This window comes from Candidatus Limousia pullorum (assembly GCF_057405065.1).
In genome coordinates this window covers 19,172-42,698 of sequence record NZ_CM171614.1, presented here as the reverse complement: position 1 = coordinate 42,698, position 23,527 = coordinate 19,172, and the positions used below count along the sequence as shown (strand labels likewise).

The 23,527-nt window shown below is 40.4% G+C and carries 21 protein-coding genes; 18 read left to right on the top strand and 3 right to left on the bottom strand.

Translation table 11 applies throughout. The features are described 5' to 3' along the window. Position 1: 1 nt before the first annotated feature. The 3 genes from CGICJO_RS00195 to CGICJO_RS00185 all read right to left on the bottom strand — a co-directional run bounded on the left by CGICJO_RS00195 (position 2) and on the right by CGICJO_RS00185 (position 3,466). Positions 2-1,996, bottom strand: a complete 1,995-nt coding sequence (locus CGICJO_RS00195) for a heavy metal translocating P-type ATPase (RefSeq protein WP_486499200.1) — start codon at positions 1,994-1,996, stop codon at positions 2-4. Between the two features lie 5 nt (positions 1,997-2,001). Beyond that, a complete protein-coding gene (locus CGICJO_RS00190) occupies positions 2,002-2,337 on the bottom strand; it encodes an ArsR/SmtB family transcription factor (RefSeq protein WP_330395808.1) in 336 nt (111 codons plus the stop codon). 187 nt (positions 2,338-2,524) lie between these two features. Continuing rightward, complete coding sequence (locus tag CGICJO_RS00185) at positions 2,525-3,466, bottom strand: hypothetical protein (protein ID WP_486499199.1); 942 nt, start codon at positions 3,464-3,466, stop codon at positions 2,525-2,527. 202 nt (positions 3,467-3,668) lie between these two features. Between CGICJO_RS00185 and CGICJO_RS00180 the strand changes: the two genes are divergently transcribed. The 18 genes from CGICJO_RS00180 to CGICJO_RS00095 all read left to right on the top strand — a co-directional run bounded on the left by CGICJO_RS00180 (position 3,669) and on the right by CGICJO_RS00095 (position 23,346). Next, positions 3,669-4,535 carry a radical SAM protein gene (locus CGICJO_RS00180; protein WP_486499198.1) on the top strand — a complete coding sequence of 289 codons (867 nt, stop codon included), beginning with the start codon at positions 3,669-3,671 and terminating at the stop codon, positions 4,533-4,535. A 262-nt stretch (positions 4,536-4,797) separates the two neighbouring features. After that, positions 4,798-5,010, top strand: coding sequence for a cold-shock protein (locus CGICJO_RS00175; RefSeq protein ID WP_087377830.1), 213 nt, complete (start codon positions 4,798-4,800; stop codon positions 5,008-5,010). A 428-nt stretch (positions 5,011-5,438) separates the two neighbouring features. After that, the gene (gene adhE / locus CGICJO_RS00170) at positions 5,439-8,045 is read left to right on the top strand and encodes a bifunctional acetaldehyde-CoA/alcohol dehydrogenase (RefSeq protein WP_087377832.1); all 2,607 of its coding nucleotides are present in this window, start codon (positions 5,439-5,441) and stop codon (positions 8,043-8,045) included. 62 nt (positions 8,046-8,107) lie between these two features. Next, positions 8,108-8,857, top strand: a complete 750-nt coding sequence (locus CGICJO_RS00165) for a phosphotransferase (protein ID WP_087377834.1) — start codon at positions 8,108-8,110, stop codon at positions 8,855-8,857. Positions 8,858-8,872: 15 nt separating this feature from the next. Further along, positions 8,873-9,112 carry a (2Fe-2S) ferredoxin domain-containing protein gene (locus CGICJO_RS00160; protein WP_087377836.1) on the top strand — a complete coding sequence of 80 codons (240 nt, stop codon included), beginning with the start codon at positions 8,873-8,875 and terminating at the stop codon, positions 9,110-9,112. A gap of 562 nt (positions 9,113-9,674) precedes the next feature. Next, positions 9,675-10,436 (top strand): FAD-dependent thymidylate synthase, encoded by a 762-nt coding sequence (gene thyX, locus CGICJO_RS00155; RefSeq protein WP_486499197.1) that lies wholly within the window; start codon positions 9,675-9,677, stop codon positions 10,434-10,436. Beyond that, positions 10,426-11,094, top strand: coding sequence for a dTMP kinase (locus CGICJO_RS00150; protein WP_486499196.1), 669 nt, complete (start codon positions 10,426-10,428; stop codon positions 11,092-11,094). The genes thyX and CGICJO_RS00150 overlap by 11 nt, the downstream gene beginning before the upstream one ends. Positions 11,095-11,214: 120 nt before the next feature. Next, on the top strand, positions 11,215-12,132 hold the full coding sequence (locus tag CGICJO_RS00145) for a DUF2156 domain-containing protein (RefSeq protein WP_087377842.1): 918 nt from the start codon (positions 11,215-11,217) through the stop codon (positions 12,130-12,132). A gap of 5 nt (positions 12,133-12,137) precedes the next feature. Then, complete coding sequence (locus tag CGICJO_RS00140) at positions 12,138-12,989, top strand: GNAT family N-acetyltransferase (protein WP_486499195.1); 852 nt, start codon at positions 12,138-12,140, stop codon at positions 12,987-12,989. 19 nt (positions 12,990-13,008) lie between these two features. Beyond that, positions 13,009-13,548: a DJ-1 family glyoxalase III gene (locus CGICJO_RS00135; protein ID WP_087377846.1), complete on the top strand. Its 540-nt coding sequence runs from the start codon at positions 13,009-13,011 to the stop codon at positions 13,546-13,548. Then, a complete protein-coding gene (locus CGICJO_RS00130; protein ID WP_087377848.1) occupies positions 13,539-14,147 on the top strand; it encodes a 5-formyltetrahydrofolate cyclo-ligase in 609 nt (202 codons plus the stop codon). The genes CGICJO_RS00135 and CGICJO_RS00130 overlap by 10 nt, the downstream gene beginning before the upstream one ends. Before the next feature lie 16 nt (positions 14,148-14,163). Beyond that, positions 14,164-15,774 carry an endolytic transglycosylase MltG gene (mltG, locus tag CGICJO_RS00125; protein ID WP_486499194.1) on the top strand — a complete coding sequence of 537 codons (1,611 nt, stop codon included), beginning with the start codon at positions 14,164-14,166 and terminating at the stop codon, positions 15,772-15,774. A gap of 30 nt (positions 15,775-15,804) precedes the next feature. Continuing rightward, on the top strand, positions 15,805-17,019 hold the full coding sequence (locus CGICJO_RS00120) for a peptidase U32 family protein (protein ID WP_486499193.1): 1,215 nt from the start codon (positions 15,805-15,807) through the stop codon (positions 17,017-17,019). Between the two features lie 25 nt (positions 17,020-17,044). Then, entirely contained in the window at positions 17,045-17,659 is a 615-nt protein-coding gene (locus tag CGICJO_RS00115; RefSeq protein WP_087377854.1) for a sugar O-acetyltransferase, read from the top strand. Between the two features lie 261 nt (positions 17,660-17,920). Further along, positions 17,921-18,280 (top strand): arsenate reductase family protein, encoded by a 360-nt coding sequence (locus tag CGICJO_RS00110; RefSeq protein WP_087377856.1) that lies wholly within the window; start codon positions 17,921-17,923, stop codon positions 18,278-18,280. A gap of 18 nt (positions 18,281-18,298) precedes the next feature. After that, positions 18,299-19,054 carry an exodeoxyribonuclease III gene (locus CGICJO_RS00105; RefSeq protein ID WP_486499192.1) on the top strand — a complete coding sequence of 252 codons (756 nt, stop codon included), beginning with the start codon at positions 18,299-18,301 and terminating at the stop codon, positions 19,052-19,054. 16 nt (positions 19,055-19,070) lie between these two features. Continuing rightward, positions 19,071-19,775 (top strand): ABC transporter ATP-binding protein, encoded by a 705-nt coding sequence (locus tag CGICJO_RS00100; RefSeq protein WP_087377860.1) that lies wholly within the window; start codon positions 19,071-19,073, stop codon positions 19,773-19,775. 28 nt (positions 19,776-19,803) lie between these two features. Then, entirely contained in the window at positions 19,804-23,346 is a 3,543-nt protein-coding gene (locus CGICJO_RS00095; protein ID WP_486499191.1) for an ABC transporter permease, read from the top strand. Positions 23,347-23,527 lie beyond the last annotated feature (181 nt).

Here is a 23,527-nt window from a genome sequence, read left to right as displayed (position 1 = left end):
TTTAAGTCCTTAAAAGCCTGATTGAATTAAATATGCAAAGTATGCTTACTCCTGTGTCTGCAAGAACCGCAAGCCATATTGGAGCAAATCCCGCAACGCCCAAGGAAACAACTATAACTTTAACAGCTATAGCGAAGATAATATTTGCTTTTGCTGTGTTCATAACCTTTCGGCAAAGCTTTATTGTCTTAGGAAGAGGGGAGAGGTTGCCGCCTGAAAGAACTGCGTCGGCTGTTTCGATTGCGGCTTCACTTCCAAGACCCATTGCAAAGGAGCAGTCGGCAGCCGCCATAACAGGAGCGTCGTTTATTCCGTCGCCTACATAACAGCAGACACGATTATTTTTGATTTTAGAAAATTCCTCGACCTTTTCCTGGGGGAGCAGGTCGCTTTTCAGAAGATTTATTCCAACAGCCTCTGCGATAGGCTTTGCCGAGCTTTGAAAATCTCCTGTGAGCATTGCGGCGGTTTTTATTCCTAAGCTTTTAAGCTCGCCGATAACGGATTTTGCTTCCTCTCTTATTTCATCGGACAAACTGATTTCACCCAGCAGCTTTCCGTTTTCAATGAGAAAAACTTTTGAATTTTTATCGGCAGGTGTATTGTGATTTCCAAGTATACGTTTTCCTCCGCAGATGAGGACATTTCCATCTTTTTCTGCGTATACGCCGAATCCCGGTTTCTCCTTGTAATTTTCCAGGTCAGGCAGAACAAGACCTTTGTTTTTTGCGGACTCTAAAATAGCCTTTGCCATTGGGTGAGAGGAGTTGACCTCACATGCGGCGCACAAAGCAAGAATATCATCCTCCGTAATTTCCGGTACATGGGAGATAACCTTTGAAACAGACAGTTTGCCTGTGGTTATTGTTCCTGTTTTGTCAAAAGCAAAGCAATCTGCTTTTGAAATAGCTTCAACATATTTTCCGCCTTTGATTAAAACGCCTTCCTTAGTGGCTCTTCCTATTCCGGCATAGAAAGCCAAGGGAACCGAAATAACAATAGCACATGGGCAGGAAGCCACAAGACAGGTGAGAGAACGGTATATCCATACGGAGGGTTCGCCGCCTAAAATAATTGGGATAACAGCTATCAAAAGTGAAACAACAAGAACAATAGGTGTGTAGACAGCGGCAAAGCGTGTTATGAACTTTTCCTCATTGCTTTTTGATTTCTCCGCATCCTCAACAAGCTTTAAAATTCTTGAAGCGGTGCTTTGTGAAAGCTCCTTTGTGGTTTTAACCTTTATAAGGCCGTCACCGTTTAACATACCGCTGAGAACCTCAGTTCCTTTTTCACCGGAAACAGGTATGCTTTCTCCGGTAATTGCAGAGGAATCCAGTGTTGTAAAGCCCTCGGTGATTATTCCGTCAAGAGGTATTCTGTTGTGTGGCTTTACAATTATTTCAGTTCCAGTGAGAACTTCCTCTGCGGCTACAGTTGTTTCCTTTCCGTTTTTAATTACAACAGCCGTGTCAGGTCTGATATTTGAAAGCTTGGCAATATTTTTTCTTGAACGTGCAACAGCTTTGGCTTCAAGTATCTCGCCTATTTCAAAAAGAATTGTTACAATAGCCGCTTCGGGGTATTCACCTATACAGAAAGCGGCGATAACAGCGATGGTTAAAAGTGTTGTTTCATCAATTTTTAATTTTACTATTGTTTTTACGCCCTCAAGAAAAATTTCGTGTCCTGCCGCCAATGCACTTAATGCGTAAATCGGTATCAAAACATATATAGGGGCATTAAAAATACTTGAAACAATTCCTGCCGCAAAAAGCAGAAGAGATAAAATCAGCCATTTATAATTCTGTTTTTCTTCTCCATGGCTGTGGTCATGGCTGTGACTGTGATGATGTTTTTCTTCCGAATCGCTTTCGTGTTCGTGGCTGTGAGAACAGCAGGGTTCCTCATGGCTTGTAAAAACCGAACCCTGTGATGCTGAACATGCTTTGCAGCCGCAGCTGTGGTGATGATGATTGTGGTTTGTTCCGCTCATAATTGTCACTCCTTAATGTGTTCAAGACCTAAACTGAATATTTTGTGTATATGGTCGTCTGCAAGGCTGTAGAAGCTCTGCTTTCCGTCCTTTCTCACCTTAACAAGCTTGTTGTGTCTGAGTATTCTAAGCTGGTGGGAAATAGTTGACTGCTCAAGACCTAAAATTTCGGAAATACAGCAGACGGACTGTTCGCCTTGGAATAAAACGCACATAATTCTGATTCTCGTGGTATCTCCGAATATTTTAAATAAATCCGCAAGCTCGAAAAGAGTGTCGGTGTCCGGCATATTTTTTATGGTTTCCATAACCTTGTTTTTGTGTTCTTCATGGTTAGCCACAATACAGCCTCCTTTTCGTAAATGAATTATATTTGAACATATGAATAACTGTTCATATGTTAGTTTGATAATACACCCGATTTCCCTTTTTGTCAATAATAAATTTTTGTTTTTTTACTGCAAAAATATAAAACTCCGGCAAATGATGTTTACCGGAGTTTTAGTTTAATGAAAAAACTATTTTTGATTAGAATGTAATGTTTATTTCGCCAGACTCGGTGACTGTATCCCAGTTATCGTCGATTATGTGGAATGACAATGTCACATCCTTGATAGATGAAATGTCGTTGCTGGCAAGTTCTTCTTTGTCAAAATCAACTGTTGCCAAAGCGTGAGAATTTGGAAGCATATCATAGTAGAAGAATGGGTCAATCATAAATCCGTTTACAGAAACATCGTCTGTAGACATTGTGATGTTAAAGTCATTATTGTTTTCAATGTAAAGTAAAATGGACTGAGTGTCATATTTTGCGTTTTCAAAAAGACCCTTTGCAACAATCTTTATGTTGCTTCCGTCAAAGATAGCTTCACCGTTGTCATCGTATTTATAATCATAGGTTTCAGCGGCAGAAGTCTTTAACTGAACCGGAGCTGATTTAAGATATTCATCGTATTCTTCTGTGCTGACAGAAAATGTCATAGTCATATCTGCTGCGGTTTTAATATCCAAGAAATCCAATTCATCTTTAGGAATATCTATTGTTTCGTTGGATTTTTTACCTGCTGAAACAGTAGCGTACAAGAAAGCGTATTCAGTCATATATCCGTTTATGGCAAATTGATCTATGCTGAAATTTAAAGTTTGATCTGTGTTGTTTTCAATAAGAACATCGAGAATTAAATCGCCGTAATAATCGTATTCGAGGCTCTTAGCTGTAATTTTAACATTGTCCTGATCCAGCAAAACAGTTTCATCTATTGAGAAATCAGATGAAGCATTGCTGTTGTCTTTTTCTGTTTCCTGCTCTTCTGCATTGTCTTTTGTGTTGTCTTCAGAATCGCCGTCGGTTGATACTTGCTCAGGTTCCTTCATTGCATTTTCTAATTCTTTCTGTAAATCAGAAAACGAACAAGCTGTTGCAGAGAATGCCATTGCAAGCACAAGAAATAATGTCAATACCCTTTTCATTTTTATATGTCCCCTTTAAAAATAATGATGATATAAAAATATAATATATTCATATAAATGCGTTGTTAAAATATAAAAATATATCACACTATACCATATGTCTGATTATACAGTAGTATAAAATTTATGTCAATATAAAAATTAAACTGCGATACGGTTTATATTTGATTGTATTTATGCTATAATCCTCTTGGTGATTTTTATGATATGTAATTTATGTCCGAGAAATTGTAATGCCGAAAGGGAAGAATACAGCGGAAAAGGATTCTGCAAAATGGGAACTACCCCGAAAATAGCTTTGGCGGCTCCTCACTATTGGGAGGAGCCCTGTATCAGCGGCAAAAACGGCAGCGGTACAGTGTTTTTCAGCGGCTGCACCATGAAATGCGTATTTTGCCAGAACTACGAGATTTCTTCAATGGGTCAGGGCAAATATGTGACCGCCTATGAGCTTTCGGAGATTTACCGCAGTCTTGAGGATAAAGGGGTTCACAATATAAACCTTGTGACGGCAACCCATTTTATAGATGAGATTATAAAAAGCTTTGAAATATACATGCCTAAGATTCCCATAGTTTACAACTGCGGAGGCTATGAAAAGGTAGAAACCCTTAAAAGGCTTGAGGGAATAGTATCTGTTTATCTTCCTGATTTTAAATACGGATTTAACGAGCTGGGAGAGAAATATTCAAAAGCCGTCAATTATGTTGAAACAGCCGAAAACGCCATAGGGGAAATGGTTCGTCAAAGGGGAAAAGTACAGTTTGATGAAAACGGCATGATAACAAGCGGCGTAATCGTAAGACATTTGATACTTCCAAACCATACAAAAAGCAGTATAAAGGTTCTTGAAATTATCAAGGAAAAATTCGGCGATAATGTGCTTGTAAGCCTTATGGGACAGTACATCCCTATGGGAAAAGCCGAAGACTTTGAAAAGCTCAACAGAAAGATAACACCGAGAGAGTATAACAAGGTTTTGGATGTTTTATATGATTTGGAAATAGATGGTTTTGCTCAGGAGCTTAAATCGGCGGATAAAAAATTTGTTCCTAAATGGGATATTTAGATAAACCTTGTTAATTTTTCGTTTAATTTGGTGAACGGAAATGACCGTTGCTTTGATTTTGAGATAAATTTTTAAAAAATTTTTAAAAAAACTTGCAATACAAGGAAAAACATGGTATAATTCACCTGTATTCTAAAGTGCTTACTGAACTCGCATGCTTTTGTAAGTCATTTGCGGCACATGATTTACAAGAGTATGCGATTTTTTATCAGAAGGGAAAGTAGAGTATAATTATTTTTATTACATATTGGAGGATCTACTCATGAACAACGGAACAGTTAAGTGGTTCAACGAAGCAAAGGGCTACGGATTTATTTCTAACGACGACGGCGGCGACGATGTATTCGTACATTTCTCAGCTATCGAGGTTGAGGGTTTCAAAACACTCAAAGAGGGTCAGAAGGTTACTTTTGAAACAGAATCAGATACAAAAAATCCAGGCAGACTCAGAGCAGCACACGTTCGTCCTGTTTGATTTTTCATCTGAAAATAACAGACTACAAAAATCCGGCCTTTGCCGGATTTTTTTATTTTTTATGAACATAATAAAAAACAGGAAAATAGTTCATAGTTTCTTGTAGAATTTTCATCTTTTGAAAAAATAACGTAAAATTTCGATGATTTCAATATGAAAGCAATAAAAACTATTGACATTTAGCTAAATAAAATGTAAAATTATTACAACGTTCAGCGTATGAACGTTATCTGTTATTAGGCTTTATGTTTGTGTTTACATGGAGGTATGCATTTTTTACATTTTAAATCAACTTGTAACTTTGTTAAAATATTAACAAGGTTAAAGAGAGATTTATTGTGTCTGATTTTCATGAGTTTCTCAAAGACTACTCCCGTGTAAATATAATCGGGTAACATCATATGACTAATAAAAAGGAAGGCGATTTGATGGCTAATAATCAGTATCTTACGGTTGACAGCATTGAAACACTTGAAGAGGCTCTTGCCAGAGTTAGAGAAGCCCAGAAGAAATTTGCTACCTACACTCAGGAGCAGGTAGACGAGATCTTTAAGGCTGCTGCTCTTGCAGCTAACCAGCAGAGAATTCCTCTTGCAAAGATGGCTGTTGCAGAAACAGGCATGGGAATTGTAGAAGATAAGGTTATCAAGAACCACTATGCTGCTGAGTATATCTATAATGCATACAAGAACACAAAGACTTGCGGTATTATAGAGGAAGACAAGGCATTCGGCATCAGAAGAGTTGCAGAGCCTATCGGTGTTGTTGCTGCTGTTATCCCTACAACTAACCCAACATCAACAGCAATTTTTAAAACACTTATTTCTCTTAAAACAAGAAACGGTATCATCATCAGCCCACACCCAAGAGCAAAGAAGTGCACAATCGAAGCTGCAAAGGTTGTTCTTGAGGCTGCAGTTGCTGCAGGTGCACCGGAAGGCATCATCAGCTGGATCGATGTTCCATCCCTCGAGCTTACAAACATGGTAATGAAAGAGGCTGACATCATCCTCGCAACAGGTGGTCCTGGAATGGTTAAGGCTGCTTATTCTTCAGGTAAGCCGGCATTGGGCGTTGGTGCAGGTAACACTCCTGCTATCATTGATGATACAGCAGATATACTTCTTGCTGTTAACTCAATCATTCACTCCAAGACATTTGATAACGGTATGATCTGCGCATCTGAGCAGTCAGTTATCGTTTTGGATAGCATTTATGATCAGGTTAAGAGAGAGTTTGCTAAGAGAGGCTGCTATTTCCTCACAGCAGACGAGACAGAAAAAGTTAGAAAGACAATCATCATCAACGGCGCTCTTAACGCTAAGATTGTTGGCCAGAAGGCACACACAATCGCAGCTTTGGCAAACGTTGAGGTTCCTGAGGATACAAAGATCCTTATCGGTGAGGTAACAAGCGTTGACCTCAGCGAAGAGTTTGCTCACGAGAAGCTTTCTCCTGTACTTGCTATGTACAAGGCAGCTAACTTTGACGAAGCACTTGACAAGGCAGAAAGACTTGTTGCAGACGGCGGTTACGGCCATACTTCTTCTGTATACCTTGATAAGGTAACAGAGGTTGCTAAGATCGAGAAGTTTGCTGCAAGAATGAAGACCTGCCGTATCCTTGTTAACACACCTTCTTCACAGGGTGGTATCGGCGATCTTTACAACTTCAAACTTGCTCCATCCCTTACATTGGGCTGCGGCTCTTGGGGCGGAAACTCTGTTTCAGAGAACGTTGGAGTTAAGCATCTTATCAATATTAAGACTGTTGCCGAGAGGAGAGAAAATATGCTTTGGTTCAGAGCACCTGAGAAGGTTTATATCAAGAAGGGCTGCCTCCCTGTTGCACTTGACGAGCTCAAGGCAGTAATGGGCAAGAAGAAGGCATTTATCGTTACAGACTCATTCCTTTACAACAACGGTTATACAAAACCAATCACAGACAAGCTCGATGAAATGGGCATTACACATACAACATTCTTTAACGTAGCTCCAGACCCATCACTTGCAAGTGCAAAAGAGGGTGCTGCTGCTATGACAGCATTCCAGCCTGACGTAATTATCGCATTGGGCGGCGGTTCCGCAATGGATGCTGGTAAGATCATGTGGGTAATGTATGAGCATCCGGAAGTTGACTTTATGGATATGGCTATGAGATTCATGGATATCCGTAAGAGAGTATATACATTCCCGAAGATGGGTGAGAAGGCATACTTCATCGCAGTTCCAACATCTGCTGGTACAGGTTCCGAGGTTACACCTTTCGCTGTTATCACAGACGAGAAGACAGGCGTTAAGTATCCGCTTGCTGACTACGAGCTTCTTCCAAAGATGGCTATTATCGATGCTGACGTTATGATGAATGCTCCTAAGGGACTTACATCTGCTTCCGGTATCGACGCATTGACACATGACCTTGAGGCATATGCATCAATGATGGCTACAGATTACACAGACGGTCTTGCTCTCAGATCTATGAAGATGATCTTTGATTATCTCCCAAGATGCTATGACAACGGTCCAAACGATCCTGTTGCAAGAGAGAAGATGGCTAACGCAGCTACTATGGCTGGTATGGCATTTGCTAACGCATTCCTTGGTGTTTGCCACTCCATGGCTCATAAGCTCGGTGCTTTCCATCACTTGCCACACGGTATTGCAAACGCATTGATGATCGACCACGTTCTTAGATTCAATGCTGCCGAGACTCCCAGAAAGATGGGTACATTCCCACAGTACGATCATCCGCATACACTTGCTCGTTATGCTGAGGTTGCAGATTATCTCGGAATTAAGGGTAAGAACGATGCTGAGAAGCTTGATAACCTTATCAAGGCAATCGACGAACTCAAGGAGAAGGTTGGTATTAAGAAGACAATTAAGGAGTACGGCGTTGACGAGAAGTACTTCCTTGATACTCTTGATAATATGGTTGAGCAGGCATTTGATGATCAGTGCACAGGTGCTAACCCAAGATATCCGCTCATGAGCGAAATCAAGGAGATGTACCTTAAGGCTTATTACGGCGAGTAATCAATCGGTTTAAGCCCGATAAAATAAGCCCTATAAAAAGTTTATTTAAGGGAGGATTTATAATGGAATTCGAGAAAGTTATTGGCGTTCGCACCAACAAAACTGTCTATAAGGATGGAGACAAAGCTATAAAAGTTTTCGACGAGAACTTTTCTAAGGCAAACATCCTCAACGAGGCTCTTAACCAGGCTCGTGTAGAGGAAACAGGACTTAACATTCCTAAGGTTCAGGAAGTTAGCAAAATCGACGGCAAGTGGGCAATCACTTCCGACTTTATCGAGGGCAAAACTCTTGCAACTCTTATGGAGAAAAATCCTGATAAGCTCGAGGAATACATGAACATGTTCGTTGACCTTCAGCTTGAAATGCATTCAAAGAGATGTCCTTTGCTCAACAAGCTTAAGGATAAGATGCAGAGAAAGATCTCCGAGACAGACTTTGATGCAACAACAAGATATGAACTTCATACACGTCTTGAGTCCATGCCTAAGCACAATAAGGTTTGCCACGGTGACTTCAACCCAAGCAACATTATTGTAAAAGACGACGGAACAATGTACATCCTTGACTGGTCACATGCTACTCAGGGTAACGCTTCCGCAGACGCAGCCAGAACATATCTCCTGTTCTATCTCGAGGGCAAATTTGCCGAGGGCGATATGTATCTTGATCTCTTCTGCAAGAAGAGCGATACAGCTAAGCAGTATGTACAGCAGTGGCTTCCAATCGTAGCAGCTTCTCAGTCCGTAAAGGGTAATGAGAAGGAGAGAGAATTCCTTCTCAGCTGGGTAAATGTTTGCGATTACGAATAATCGGAGGAAAACATTGTGAAAATTACGGCTTGTATTGGCAGTTCATGCCACGTAAAGGGTTCCAGAGCAGTTGTAGAAGGTCTTAAGCGTCTCATCAATGACAACGACCTGGTTGATAAAGTTGAATTGGCAGGAGCTTTCTGCCTTGGAAACTGCCAGAACGGTGTCAGCGTTAAAATTGACGACGAGATTTTTTCAGTATCCCCTGATACTGTAGAAGATTTCTTCAAAAATGAAGTTATCACAAGACTTTAATTAACTGTATAAAATAAATTTCGACGGCGGTGACTAATCTCACCGCCGTTTCTTTTTTATATCCGATTTTTTTTATATCCGACCTGCATGGGTTTATTTTGGAAATAAACGTCGTTTCAGGTCGGGCGAGACCTTTGGTTAAGTAAATTGGAATGGCTCGCTCTCATTTGGATTTTATTTTTTATATCTGTCGTACATTGGGCAGCATAAGGAGATGAACTTTTATTATAGGTTGGGATAGACGTTTTGATTTATAAATGAGATTGGTTATGATGCGTTTAGCATTGATATAAAATAATATATAAAACGTCAATGCACAATGAATTTATTTTTCAAGAAAAACCTGTATGTTAGCAGACATGGGATTACCAAGGCACTGCTGTCACTTTGGCAGGAGGCTTGAAGAATGGAGTCACTCAATGCTTGTTATATAATCTTAATAATAGTGTCCATTTGTTTTTGGATATCAGTCGTCTTGATTTTTAATGGCGTATATGCTAAAATTTAATATGTATTTGTATGACTGAAAAATCAGACGAAATTTAAGAAAAGAGGTTAAAAAATGGCATTAAAGGTAACATTGCTGGCATATACTCCCGACCCTCAAAAGACGGTAGCAATGGCGGCAAAACTTTGTTACTCACCCTCAAAGATTTCCGACATCGGAGAGGGACTGACCGATGAAAAGGTTTCATCTTTTGTTGACATGCTTTCTGAAATAGGACACGAAAGCCCTATAGAACACGCATCCTTTACCTTTGGAATAGAGGGAGTTTCCCGTGCTTTGCTGGCACAGATAACAAGACACAGAATAGCTTCCTACAGCGTTCAGAGCCAGAGGTATGTGGCAGAAAAGCAGTTTGAATATGTTCTGCCTCCTGAGATAGAGAAAAATCCTGAGGCAAAGGAAATCTTTCTTGATGCAATGAAAAGAGACCAAGAGCAATACGACAAGCTTACAGAAATCCTTAAAAAGCAGGCTTACGATGAGTTTATTGCTTCCGGTATGGACGAAAAAGCTGCGGCTAAGGCGGCGGAAAAGAAGGCTATAGAGGACGCTAGATTTGTGCTTCCAAACGCCTGTTGCACAAAGATGATTTGCACATTTAATGCACGCAGTCTCAAAAACTTCTTTGCCCACAGATGCTGCAACAGAGCTCAGTGGGAGATAAGAAGTCTTGCTGAGCAGATGCTTATGCAGTGCCTTGAGGTTGCTCCCGAGCTGTTTAAACACTGCGGACCGCCATGTCTTTTCGGCAAATGTCCGGAGGGCAAAATGAGCTGCGGAAAAATGCAGGAAGTGAGAAAAAAATATGGCAGGTAAGCTTATTGTTATAGAGGGCTTGGACGGAAGCGGAAAAGCTACTCAGGCACAGTTGGTTTATGATAATCTTTTAAAATCAGGAATAAATGTCAGAAAAATTTCCTTTCCCGACTATGAACAGCCAAGCTCTGTACTTGTTCAAATGTATTTAAAGGGAGAGTTCGGAGATAAACCCACTGATGTAAACGCCTATACTGCGTCATCCTTTTACGCTGTAGACCGTGCGGCAAGCTTTTTGAAATTTTGGAAAGAGGATTATGAAAACGGTACGGTGTTTGTTGCTGACAGATATGCCACTTCAAATGCGATTTACCAGCTTTCAAAGCTTTCCGACGAAGAAAAAGACGAGTATCTTTATTGGCTTGAGGATTTTGAATATAAAAAGCTGAAGCTTCCGGCTCCTGACGCCGTTATATATCTGGATGTACTGCCTGAGGTTTCTCAGAAGCTTCTCAGTGAAAGATATAAAGGTGACGAATCTAAAAAAGATATTCACGAAAAGAATATGAATTATCTTTTAAACTGTAGAAAATCCGCTATGTATTCAGCAGAAAAGCTTGACTGGAGAATAGTTAACTGCTGTGCAGACGGTGAAATCAGAGGAATTTCAGAAATAAACGAAGATATAATGAAAATTATAAAAGACTCGGTTTTATGATTGATAAAATAATCAATTATTTTTCCTGAAAATGTTAATAATAAAAAGAGATTGATGAAAACAGATATATTTTCATCAAGAGAGCGAACGATTATCGTTCAAGAGAGGATTTTTAAATTTATGACAGAATTAAAAAAAGGTTTGCTTGAGTTTAAAGAGATAGAACTGGAAGATGTAGAAGCCTTTACAAAAATTTTTGAAAGCTCTGGCCATATGGGTTCCGACGCTTCATTTGCCACAATGTATTTGTGGGGTAAAAGATACGGAATAAAAGCCGCTGTAAAGGACGGTTTCGTTATTAAGATTTTCGGAGAAGAAAACGACAAGAAATACAGCTACCCCTGCGGAAAAGGCGATATAAAATCCGTAATCGAAACCATAAAACAGGATAGCATTGAGAGATACGGAAAATTTATCGGACTTGCTATGCTCACAGATGAGAATAAAGAAGAGCTTGAGCAGCTTTATCCGGGTGAATTTACCTATGAAGAGATGGATGGTTCCGCTGATTATATCTATTTGAGAACTAATTTGGCTGACCTGCCCGGAAAGAAGTACCACGCAAAGAGAAACCATATCTCAAAGTTTAAAAGACTTTATCCGGAATATCGCTTTGAAAAGCTCGGCAAGGAAACCTTTGACGACGCACTGACAGTTGCGGCTAAGTGGTGTGCGGTAAACGGTTGTACCGGTTCAGGTGGAGAAAGTCTCGGCGCCGAATACTGCGCAATCAACAGAGCTTTTTATAATTTTGATACCCTGGGAATGTTCGGCGGGGTTCTTTATGTAAACGACGAGCCTGTTGCCATGACTGCGGCGTCCAGAATAAACGATAAGGTTTGCGACGTAAACTTTGAAAAAGCTCTCAATTTTGACGGAGCTTATGCAATGATTAACAACTGCTTTGCCCAGACCTATACGGATTATGAACTTTTGAACCGTGAAGAGGATATGGGAATTGAGGGACTTAGAAAAGCAAAGCTTTCCTATTACCCTGAAAGAGTTTTGACAAGATATGCCGCAATTCCAAAGGAATGATTGTTATGGAAAGGCAGTACAGAAAAGTACCTGACTGTGAAAAACAAGCTTTAAGACCTCAGCTTGAAAATATCTGGAAAAAGTGCTTTTTCGATACGGATGAGGGCACAAAATTTGTTTTTGAAAATATTTATCCCGACAGCAGATGCTATTGTTGTTTTACAGACGATATCTGCTGTGCCTCTCTTTATCTTATTGACGGTGAAATAGAGGATAAAAAGGGAGTTTTGCAAAGGGTTCATTATCTTTTCGGAGCGGCAACATTGCCCGAATACCGAAAAGGAGGAATAATGTCTTCCCTTATAGAATACGCTCTTATGGATAGCTTTAAAGAGGGCCACAAGGCTTCGGTTTTGCTTCCGGCAAACGAGGGTCTTTATTCCTATTACGGCAAGCTGGGATATGTTCCTTTGTACGGAACTGAGATTAGAGATTATGAGCTTTTAAAAAATCATAAATCGGAAAAAATCCCTTTAATTTATGATGAAAAAGAAAAAACAGATAATATAATTAAACTGAGGAAAACTGCAAAACAGCCTGTTCAGGTTATGCAGTTTCCCGATAAAACAGTTAAAAATGCTTTGGGATACAACAGCATTTACAATGGTTTTTCCCTTTCCGGTGAAGATTTTTACATGACGGTTCAGAGCAGTTCAAAAGAGGCTGTGGTAACCGAATTTATATCGGAAAAACCTGTGGAAGAAGTGCTGAACAGCGTGTTTTCTGAATTTGATGATATAAAGAAAATCACAGTAAGGGTTCCCTGCTGTTCTGAAAATAAATTCGGAATGATAAATGTCCTTGATAAGTCTGTGGAGTTTTCCAATAAGATTTATATAGGACTTACAAAAGATTAAAATAAAGGAGGAAACGACAATGATTTATTGTTTCTTGGCAAACGGATTTGAGGAAATCGAGGCTTTAGCTCCGGTTGATATATTGAGAAGAGCTGAACTTGAAGTTGTAACCGTAGGTGTGGGCGGAAAAGAAATCAGAGGTTCTCACGGAATAAAGGTCATTGCTGATATTGAGGAAAGTGAAGTTATCACAGACAATATGGACATGGTGATTCTTCCGGGAGGTATGCCCGGCACACTTAATCTGGACAATTCTCCTATTGTTGCGGCAAGTGTAAATTACTGCGTGCAGAACGACCTGCCGGTTGCTGCAATCTGCGCCGCTCCTTCTGTTTTGGGACATCTTGGAGTGTTAAAGGGCAAAAAAGCCACATGTTTCCCGGGCTTTGAAAGTGAACTTGACTGCGCCCAGCATACAGGCGAGCCTGTAACAAGGGACGGAAAAATAATAACATCAAGAGGAGCGGGCTGTGCTGTAGATTTCGGTCTTGAGATAGTTTCTCTTCTTTTGGGAGAGGACAGAGCCGAAAAGCTCAAAGGTGCTATGCAATGCCCGTAAACGATATCAGAATTGTAAAACGGGAGCTTAGAAAAAAATACAGAGAAATACGTGAAAATATGAGTCCTCAGAAGAAAAGCAGATATGACGAACTTCTGAAAAAAGGATTTTTGGCTTCAAGGGAGTACAAAAACAACGACATAGTTTTTGCTTTTGTATCAAAACCCATTGAGATAGACACAATATCTATTATTGAAGCCGTTTTGAAAGACGGCAAAAGGGTTGCTGTTCCCAGATGTGTCACAGATAAAAGGGAGATGGATTTCTTTTTTATCGAATCTTTTGACCAGCTGGAGAAAAGTACCTACGGACTTATGGAGCCTATACCGGATAAATGCGAAAAGGTCACTGATTTTTCCAAGGGAGTTTGCATTGTTCCAGGACTTGCCTTTGATTCTGAGGGATTCAGGCTTGGATTTGGAATGGGCTATTATGACCGTTTTTTATCCCTGTTTCAGGGTGATAAAATCGGACTTTGCTACAGCAGCTGCGTAAAATGGAAGCTCCCCCACGGTTTTTTTGACAGACCTGTAGATTTAATAATTACAGAAAGGTTTGTCCGCAACATAAGAAAAAGAAAAGCAAACAGGAGACAATAGGAAAGGCTGTGTAGAAATGTCAGAGGACAAAAACTTAAACAACAATTCCGAAGAGATGTTCATGGAGAACAGAAGGAAAAAAGTTGAAAATTTTAAAATGAATATAAACCCTTCATCTTCCTTGGATTTGGTTGAAGAGAACAGTCATTTCCCGGAAAGAGGAGAACACTTTTCAGATAACGGTGTTAACTCGAATAGTTACGACCTTAATAGTTTTTCAGAAAAACCTAATAATGAAAGATATGACAGCGGAGATTATCTTTACAGCAACAGCGGAAATCATGGCGAATATGCCGAAAACTATGGCCAGAATTATGACTCATACAATAACAGCAGCTACAGCGCAGAATACGGTGAGCAATTATCTAATTCCGGAGAAAGACCTGTAGATGTTGTGTCTGATATTCGTAACGAAAACGATTATATGAATTTCAGCAACGACCCTGTTTCTTATGAGGAAGGCTATACAAAAAAACAGCAGAAGCGTATGCAAAAGCTGGAAAAGAAACGAATGAAAAAGAATAAAAAGACCTTTAAATATATTTGGTTGCTTTCAACTTTGGTTATGGGTATAATTTTAGGTCAGTTTTTAGTTCTTGGATTCAACGATATGCTGGCGGTTAACAGACAGGACGACACAACAGTTCATGTTGAAATCGGAGCTAATCCAACATTGGATGAAGTGGCTTCAATATTGCAGGAAAATCATGTAATTGACAGCGAACTGTTTTTCAAGCTCTATGTCAGCGTTACAGGTTCTGCCGACGGATTCAGACAGGGCTCTTTTGATATGAGCCAAAACATGGATTACGAGCAGATAGTAAACTACATGCAGAGCAACCTGAACAGAACAGATATTGTTACAGTTCAGCTTTACGAGGGCATGAATGCCCTTGAAATAGCGGACAAACTTGAGGAAGAGGGAGTTTTAACAGACAGAGAAAAGTTCTTCGAGCTTTTAAACAGCGATATATATGACGAGGACTATCCTTTCTTACAAAATGTTTCTTCCGAGGGTAAATATTATCGCCTTGAGGGATATCTGTTCCCGGATACCTACGATTTCTACAAAAATGAGGACCCGGAAACAACTATAGAACGCTTTTTAAGCAACTATGAAAAGCGAATTTGTTACACAAAATACGAAAATGAAAATTACGAAAAAGATGTCACCATAGAAGATATGATAAATGACAGTCAGTATTCTATGGATGAAATAATGATAATAGCTTCTATCATTCAGGCTGAGGCGGCTGATGTTGAGGATATGTACAATGTTTCCTCTGTTCTTCATAACCGCCTTGAATCCCACATTGACGAGGGTCTTTCAAGACTTGACTGCGATTCCACGGTTTATTATCCTTACCGTTCAAAAAGCGCAGTACCTGAGGATATGGGCGACTATATGAGCAACTATAATACCTATGAAATTTATGGTTTGCCGGCAGGCGCAATCTGTAACCCAAGTCTTGATGCAATTATGGCGGCTCTTTATCCTAATGATACAAACTATTATTATTTCTGCCATTCAGCTCCTACTGAGGACAGCCCATCTGTGGCTTACTATGCTACTAATGCATACGACCACAATAGAAACCTTGTTGAGGCAGGTTTGGTAGAAGAGTAACCCTATAATAAAGAAAGGTTAAGATAAACTATGATTAGACCCGAGGTACTTTCACCTGCAGGGGATATGGAATGCCTTGAATCCGCTCTGAAATTCGGAGCGGATGCGGTTTTTCTTGCAGGAAATATGTTTGGAATGAGAACTGCTTCCAAAAACTTTACAGAAGAAGAGCTTCAAAGAGCGGTGAAACTTGCCCATGAAAAAGGCGCAAAGATTTATGTTACCTGCAATACTCTTCCGAGAAATAATGAAATAGAAGAGCTTCCCCATTTTCTTAGCTACTGCGGAGAAATAGGAGTTGACGCTTTTATAATAGCTGATATAGGCGTTTTGAATATGGCTGCAAAGTATGCACCAAAGGTTCACCGCCATATCTCTACACAGGCAGGAATTGTCAATTACGAAACAGCAAGAGCTTTCCATGAGCTTGGAGCTTCCAGAGTAGTTTTGGCAAGAGAGCTTCCTTTGGATGAGATTGCCCAGATTAGAGCCAAAATTCCAAATGATTTGGAAATAGAGTGTTTTGTACACGGAGCAATGTGCGTTTCTTTTTCCGGAAGATGTCTTATTTCTGCCTATCTCACCGGAAGAGATGCAAACCGTGGCGACTGCGCACAGCCTTGCCGCTGGAAATATCATCTCTATGAGGAAAACAGAGAAGGTCAGTTTTTCCCGGTAGAGCAGGAGGACGGCGGAACTTATCTTTATAATTCCAGAGATATGTGTATGATTGAGCATATTCCGGAGCTGGTAAAAGCCGGAGTTTCCAGCCTTAAAATCGAGGGAAGAGCAAAATCCGCTTATTATGCCGCAGTTACAACAAACGCCTACCGTCATGCGGTGGACGATTTCATGGCAATGGGCGAAAATTATCATTTACAGCCATGGATTAAAGAGGAACTGGAAAAAATCAGCCACAGAGAATACAGCACAGGTTTTTATTTCGGAAACGAGCCGGGACAGGTAACAAACAACGGCGGATATATAAGAAAATACGACTTCGTTGGAGTATGCAACGATTCCATTGAAAATGTGGCTCATATTACCCAGAGAAACAGATTTTTTGTAGGCGATACGCTTGATATTTTGCCACCTGACGGTTTTTCCTTTAACACAAAGGCTATTAAGCTTATAAATAAAAACGGCGAAGAGGTGGAAGCTGCAAACCACGCAATGGAACAGCTGGAAATGGTTACAGACAAGCCTGTTCCGGCAGGTTCACTTATGAGATTAAAAAGAGAATAAAAAATTGTAGTAGGAGGCGATAAAAATGACTGAGAAGGAAAGAATGCTCGGCGGTAAGCTTTACAGAGCCTTTGGCGAGGAGCTTAGAGGTGACTTTAAGAAAGCTAAAAGGCTTATTGCCGAATACAATGTAACAACAGAGGACGAAAAAGAAAAAAGAAATAAAATCCTCAAAGAGCTTCTGGGAGGAACAGGAGAGAATTTCCACATTGAACCTCCGTTTTTCTGTGATTACGGCTGTAATATTTATGTTGGCGAGAACTTTTACTGCAATTATGAGTGCATCGTGCTGGATGTGTGCAAGGTTACAATAGGCGATAACGTGCTTATAGGCCCGAGAGTAAGCCTGTACGCCGCAGGACACCCCATTGACCCGGTTATAAGAACCGACGGCCTTGAGTTCGGAAAGCCAATCAACGTGGGAAACAACGTGTGGATAGGCGGAGACACAACCATAAATCCGGGAGTTACCATAGGTGATAATTCCGTAATAGGTTCCGGCTCGGTTGTTACAAAGGATATCCCGGCAAACGTAGTAGCCGCCGGAAATCCGTGCAAAGTAATCAGAGAGATTACCGAGGATGATATAAAGTATTGGGAAAAGCTCCGTGATGAGTACAATGCAAGCCTTGATGATTAAAAAAATTTCATATACATAAATCCCGTTATTGGAGATTGTGTTACATATGAGTGTTTAGAAAACGAAAAGACAGCGCAGAATAAGCTTTGTCTTTTCGTTTTTTGTTTTTAATGTGAAAATGATGTTATAAAGAAATTTTGGCAATAAGAAATACGACAGATATTACCTAATTGTCTATTGAATACAATACAAAAAACTGATATAATTAACTTAAAGAATGTTAAAATATAACAAATATTTTGCAGAAAAGAGGCGAATACCTTGCAGAATTTATTTTTATGCTATCCAAAATGCAGTACCTGCAAAAAGGCTGAAAAATGGCTTTTGGATAAGGGAATTGAGTTTGAAAAAAGGGATATTAAAACACAAAATCCCAGTGAAGATGAAATAAAAGAATGGCACAAAAAATCAAATCTGCCTTTGAAAAAGTTTTTCAACACAAGCGGACAGCTCTACAAGTCCATGAATCTTAAAGAAAAGCTTCCCGAAATGACAGAGGAGGAAATGTACAGCCTTTTGGCAACTGACGGTATGCTTGTTAAACGTCCGATTTTTGTAAAGGGCGATAAGGTGCTTGTAGGTTTTAAAGAAATAACATGGGAGGAAAGTCTGGCGGAGTAATGCCGGATAAGAAAAAATATGAAACTTATATCATGGAACGTAAACGGTCTTAGAGCCTGTGTGGGCAAAGGCTTTATGGATTTTTTCAAAGAGGCTGACGCAGATATTTTCTGTGTACAGGAAACCAAGCTTCAGGCGGGACAGATTGATTTAAAGACAGAGGGCTACTATCAGTTTTGGAATTATGCGGAGAAAAAAGGCTATTCGGGAACTGCAATATTTACAAAGGAACAGCCCTTGTCCCAAAACTACGGTATAAACATTCCCGAACATGACAGCGAGGGAAGAGTTATCACCTTGGAATATCCGAAATTTTATATAGTGACCGTTTATACCCCTAATTCGCAAAACGAACTTTTAAGACTTCCTTACCGAATGGAGTGGGAGGACGCTTTCCTTGATTATCTTAAAAAGCTTGAAAGTAAGAAGCCTGTTATTTTCTGCGGAGATTTAAATGTGGCTCATAAGGAAATAGACTTGAAAAACCCGAAAACCAACAGAAAAAACGCAGGATTTACAGATGAAGAAAGAGAAAAGTTTTCAAAGCTTCTTGACAGCGGATTTATAGACACATTCAGATATTTTTATCCCGATTTGGAGGGAGTTTATTCCTGGTGGTCATATAGATTCAGCGCAAGGGCTAAAAACGCAGGTTGGAGAATAGACTATTTCTGTGTATCAAAATCTCTGGAACCGAATTTAAAAGACGCAAAAATTCACACTCAGGTTATGGGTTCCGACCATTGTCCGGTTGAACTTACCATAGATTTATAAGAACAGGAGGACAACAATGTCCAGTTTTGTAGAACTTAAAAATGTTTATAAAAGATACAAAATGGGAGAGGTTACAATAACGGCGTCAAACGGTGTGTCGTTTACAATAGAGAAGGGAGAATTTGCGGTTATTGTGGGAAGCAGCGGCGCAGGAAAAACCACAATACTTAATATTTTAGGTGGAATGGACAGCTGCGATGAGGGAGAGGTTATTGTTGACGGAAAGGACGTTGCAAAGCTTAGCCCAAAAGAGCTTATTGAGTACCGCAGATACGATATAGGCTTTGTCTTTCAGTTTTATAACCTTGTGCAGAATCTTACAGCCAAGGAGAACATCGAGCTTGCCACACAGATAACAAAGGACGCCTACGACCCTATAGAGGTTTTAAAGGAAGTAGGCCTTGAGGATAGAATAAACAATTTCCCGTCACAGCTTTCAGGCGGCGAACAGCAGAGAGTTTCAATAGCAAGAGCTCTTGCAAAAAAGCCTAAGCTTTTGCTTTGTGATGAACCTACCGGAGCTTTGGATTACAATACCGGTAAAAATATTTTGAAGCTTCTCCACGATACCTGCCGCAACAACAATATGACGGTTATACTTATAACCCACAACCAAGCTATAACCCCTATGGCTGACAGAATAATAAAAATGAAAAACAGCAAGGTGGAAAGCATTACACTCAATGAAAATCCCATGCCTGTAGAAAATATCGAATGGTGATTTTTTTCTTTGAAAGGGTGTGATATATATGAAAAAGGCGTTGGTCAAGGACTTGTTCCGTGAAATATGGCGGACAAAAAGCAGGTTCCTTGCAATACTTGCCATTGTCGCAATAGGCTGCGGATTTTTTGCCGGAGTTAAGTCAAGCTGTCCAGATATGAAGCTGACGGCGGCGGCCTATTACGAAGAATATAATCTGGCGGATTTCCATATTATGTCCAATTATGGTTTGGACGACACGGATATTGAGGCAATAAAAAAAACCGTAAACGTCCGAGGAATCAGCGGAGGATATTCCGCCGATGTTATGGTTAAAAGCGACGATAAAAACAATCTTGTTTTAAAGGCTATTTCCTATGACCTTGAAAATCCTGATACTGCCGACAACATGAACAGACCTTTGTTAATAGAAGGCAGACTGCCGGAAAAATCCGGAGAATGTGTTGTTGAGCAGAGCAAGCTTGCAAACGGAAAGCTCGCAATAGGCAGTAAAATCCAGCTTTATCTGGAAAAGGATGATATATCAGAAAGCCTTAAAGTAACTGAATATGAAATTGTGGGAACAATAAACACACCAAGTTATGTGGGTTTTCAGTACGGAACCACCACAGTGGGCGACGGTGAAATAGATACCTACATCCTTATTCCTGAAGAGGATTTTGCCTTTGACGTGTACACTGACGTGTATCTCACTTTGCAGGAAACAGAGGGTCTTGACCCATTTGAGGATGAGTACGGTCAGATTATAGAGGAAAACACAGCTTTCCTTGAAAACAATGATGAGCTTACCTACAACAGGTATAACGACATTGTAGCAGAAGCCCAGCAAGAGCTTGATGACGCAAAGCAGGAGCTTGCAGACGGTGAAGCCGAGGCAGAGGAAAAGCTCAATGATGGCTGGCAGGAGCTTGAAGATGCAAGAATTCAGCTTGAAGATGCGAAAATCCAGATTGACGATGCAAGACAGGAGCTTGACGACGGCTGGAGCCAGTATTACAGCGGAATTGAGACACTGAATACCGAGATTGCAAATGGCAGACAGCAGATTGAAGACGCAAAAGCTCAGCTTTACTCTGCGGAAGCCGAATACAACAGCGGCCTTGAGCAGTATAATCAGGGACTTGCAGAGTTTCAGGAAAAAGAGGCTGCGGCGCTGGAAGAGCTTTCAGGATATGAATCCCAGCTTGCAGAGCTTGAGCCTGTTGTAACTGCCGGAAGACAGGAGCTTGACTCATTTAAAAGTCTTTTGGCAAACTACAATTCAATTATAGAAAAGTATTCTGCAATTACGGTTACAGAAGAGGAGATACTTCCGGAAGAAATCGCCGTTATGGAGCAAATAGACGCTTTTATAGCTGAAATGATGCCGGGAGTTCCTATAAGCATTAAAAATTTCTTTGTTTCCTATGCTACAGCGCCAGCTGAGGGAAAACAGCAGTACAGCGCAATTCTTTCCATAGTGTCCTCAGAGGGTCAAAAGCAGATAGATGAGAAAGAACCTCAGGTAATTGAGGGAGAAGAAGCGGTTGCACAGCTTAAAGCCGGAATCGAAGCAGGTTACAGCCAGCTTGAAGCCGGAAGACAGGAGCTTCAAAACTCTAAAAATCAGCTGGATAGTGCAAAACAGCAGATTGATGACGGCTACAACGAAATTTATTACAATGAAAGTCTTTTAAATCAAAAAGAAGCCGAGGGCAAGCAGGAGCTTGAAAATGCACTTGCTAAGCTGTATTCCGGCGAGGCTGATTATGATGCAGGCGTTGTGGAGTACGAGGACGGACTTGCCGAATATCAGGACGGAGTTGAAGAATACGAACAGTCAAAAATAGACGTAGAAGAAGAGCTTCAGGAGGGCAGAGATAAGATTGCCGACGCCGAAAAGGAATTAAAAGACCTTGAAACACCGGAGTGGTACGTATTTGACAGAAACGACAACCCGGGATATTCCACATATGAAGAGGATGCGGAAAAGGTTGACGCTATAGCCGCAGTATTCCCGTTCTTCTTTGTACTTGTTGCGGCTCTTGTATGTTCCACCACAATGACAAGAATGGTTGAAGAGCAGAGAACTCAGATGGGAACATTAAAGGCTCTCGGCTACAACAACCGCAGCATAGTTTCAAAATATTTGATTTATGCAATTTCTGCCAGCATAGTGGGAAGCATAATCGGACTTTGCATAGGATTTAAGCTATTCCCGTGGGTAATTATAAACGCCTACAAGATAATGTACAGTATGCCTGATCCTATGATGCCGTTCAGATGGGATTATGCAGGCTGGTGTACTTTGGTGGGAATACTCTGTACAGGACTTTCAGCATATTTTGTATGCAGAAAAGAGCTGAAAACCGTACCTGCACAGCTTATGCGACCAAAAGCTCCAAAGGTGGGCAAAAAAATTATGCTGGAGCGTGTAGGCTTTGTATGGAACAGACTTTCATTCCTCCACAAGGTTACCGCAAGAAATATTTTCCGCTACAAAGCAAGAAGCCTTATGACTACCATCGGCATTGCGGGATGCTGTGCTCTTATTCTTACAGGCTTTGGACTAAACTACGCCATAAGCTCGATAGTTGACCGACAGTTTGGCGATATATTCAAATACGATGTTACAATAGCTATCAGTGAAAATTCAGAAAGTCTTGAGGAGCTTCAGGACTATATAAACTCCAACCAATATATAAACAGCTCGGAAACCCTTATGGTTAAAACTGTTGACGCAGAGAAAAACGGGGAAACAATAGCTTCCGTTTCAATGTCTGTTTTTCAAAATCCGGAAGTGGTTGACGATTATATAACACTGAGAACAATGGATGACCATACACCTCTTGAGCTTACCGACGACGGAGTTATAATAAGCCAGAAGATGAGCAATGTTCTTAAAGCAAAAGCCGGAGACAGCTTCTCCGTGGTAAATTCTGACGGAAGCAAAACAGAACTTAAAGTAACTGGAGTTACAGAGAACTATGCAATGAACTACATCTATATGACACCGACTCTGTACAGAAATGTTTACGGTGAAGAACCATCATACAACATGATTTACGCCAACATTCCTGACGGAGTTGAAACCAGCGACCTGTCAACAGAACTTCTTGATGACAGCGATATACTTGGAATTGCCTATTCAAGCGACACAATGGGAAGATTTGTTGACACAATAGGAAGTCTCAAGAGTATAGTTATTGTGCTCATAGTTTCAGCGGGACTTTTGGCATTCATAGTTATGTACAATCTTGTAAACATCAATGTAAACGAGAGAAAGAGAGAGCTTGCCACAATCAAAGTTCTTGGTTTTTACGACAGAGAGGTTTCCTCATACATTTACCGTGAAAACAACGTGGCGGTTTTATTCGGAATTATCTTAGGTTTAATACTGGGAATTTTTCTTGAAAAATTTGTTGTATCGGTTGCGGAGGTTGACGCAGTTATGTTTATTTCCGACATGGCGTGGTGGTGTTACGTTGTTTCAGCTCTCATAACAGCCATTTTCGCACTGATAGTAACAATAGTTGTCCACTTCTCCCTGAAAAAAATCGACATGGTAGAATCCCTAAAAGCCATCGAATAATTTCTGGTTCCAACCTGCCAAAGTTTAATATGGGAGTTAACGACAGCACAGGTTGGGCGAGACGTTTTGTTAAGAGATTTGGAGTGGTTCGCTCACATATAAGTTTATTTTATATCTGTAATCTTTTGGAGAGTTTTTTAATTCCGACCTGTATAGGTTTAGCCTTGTGAATTTACACCTG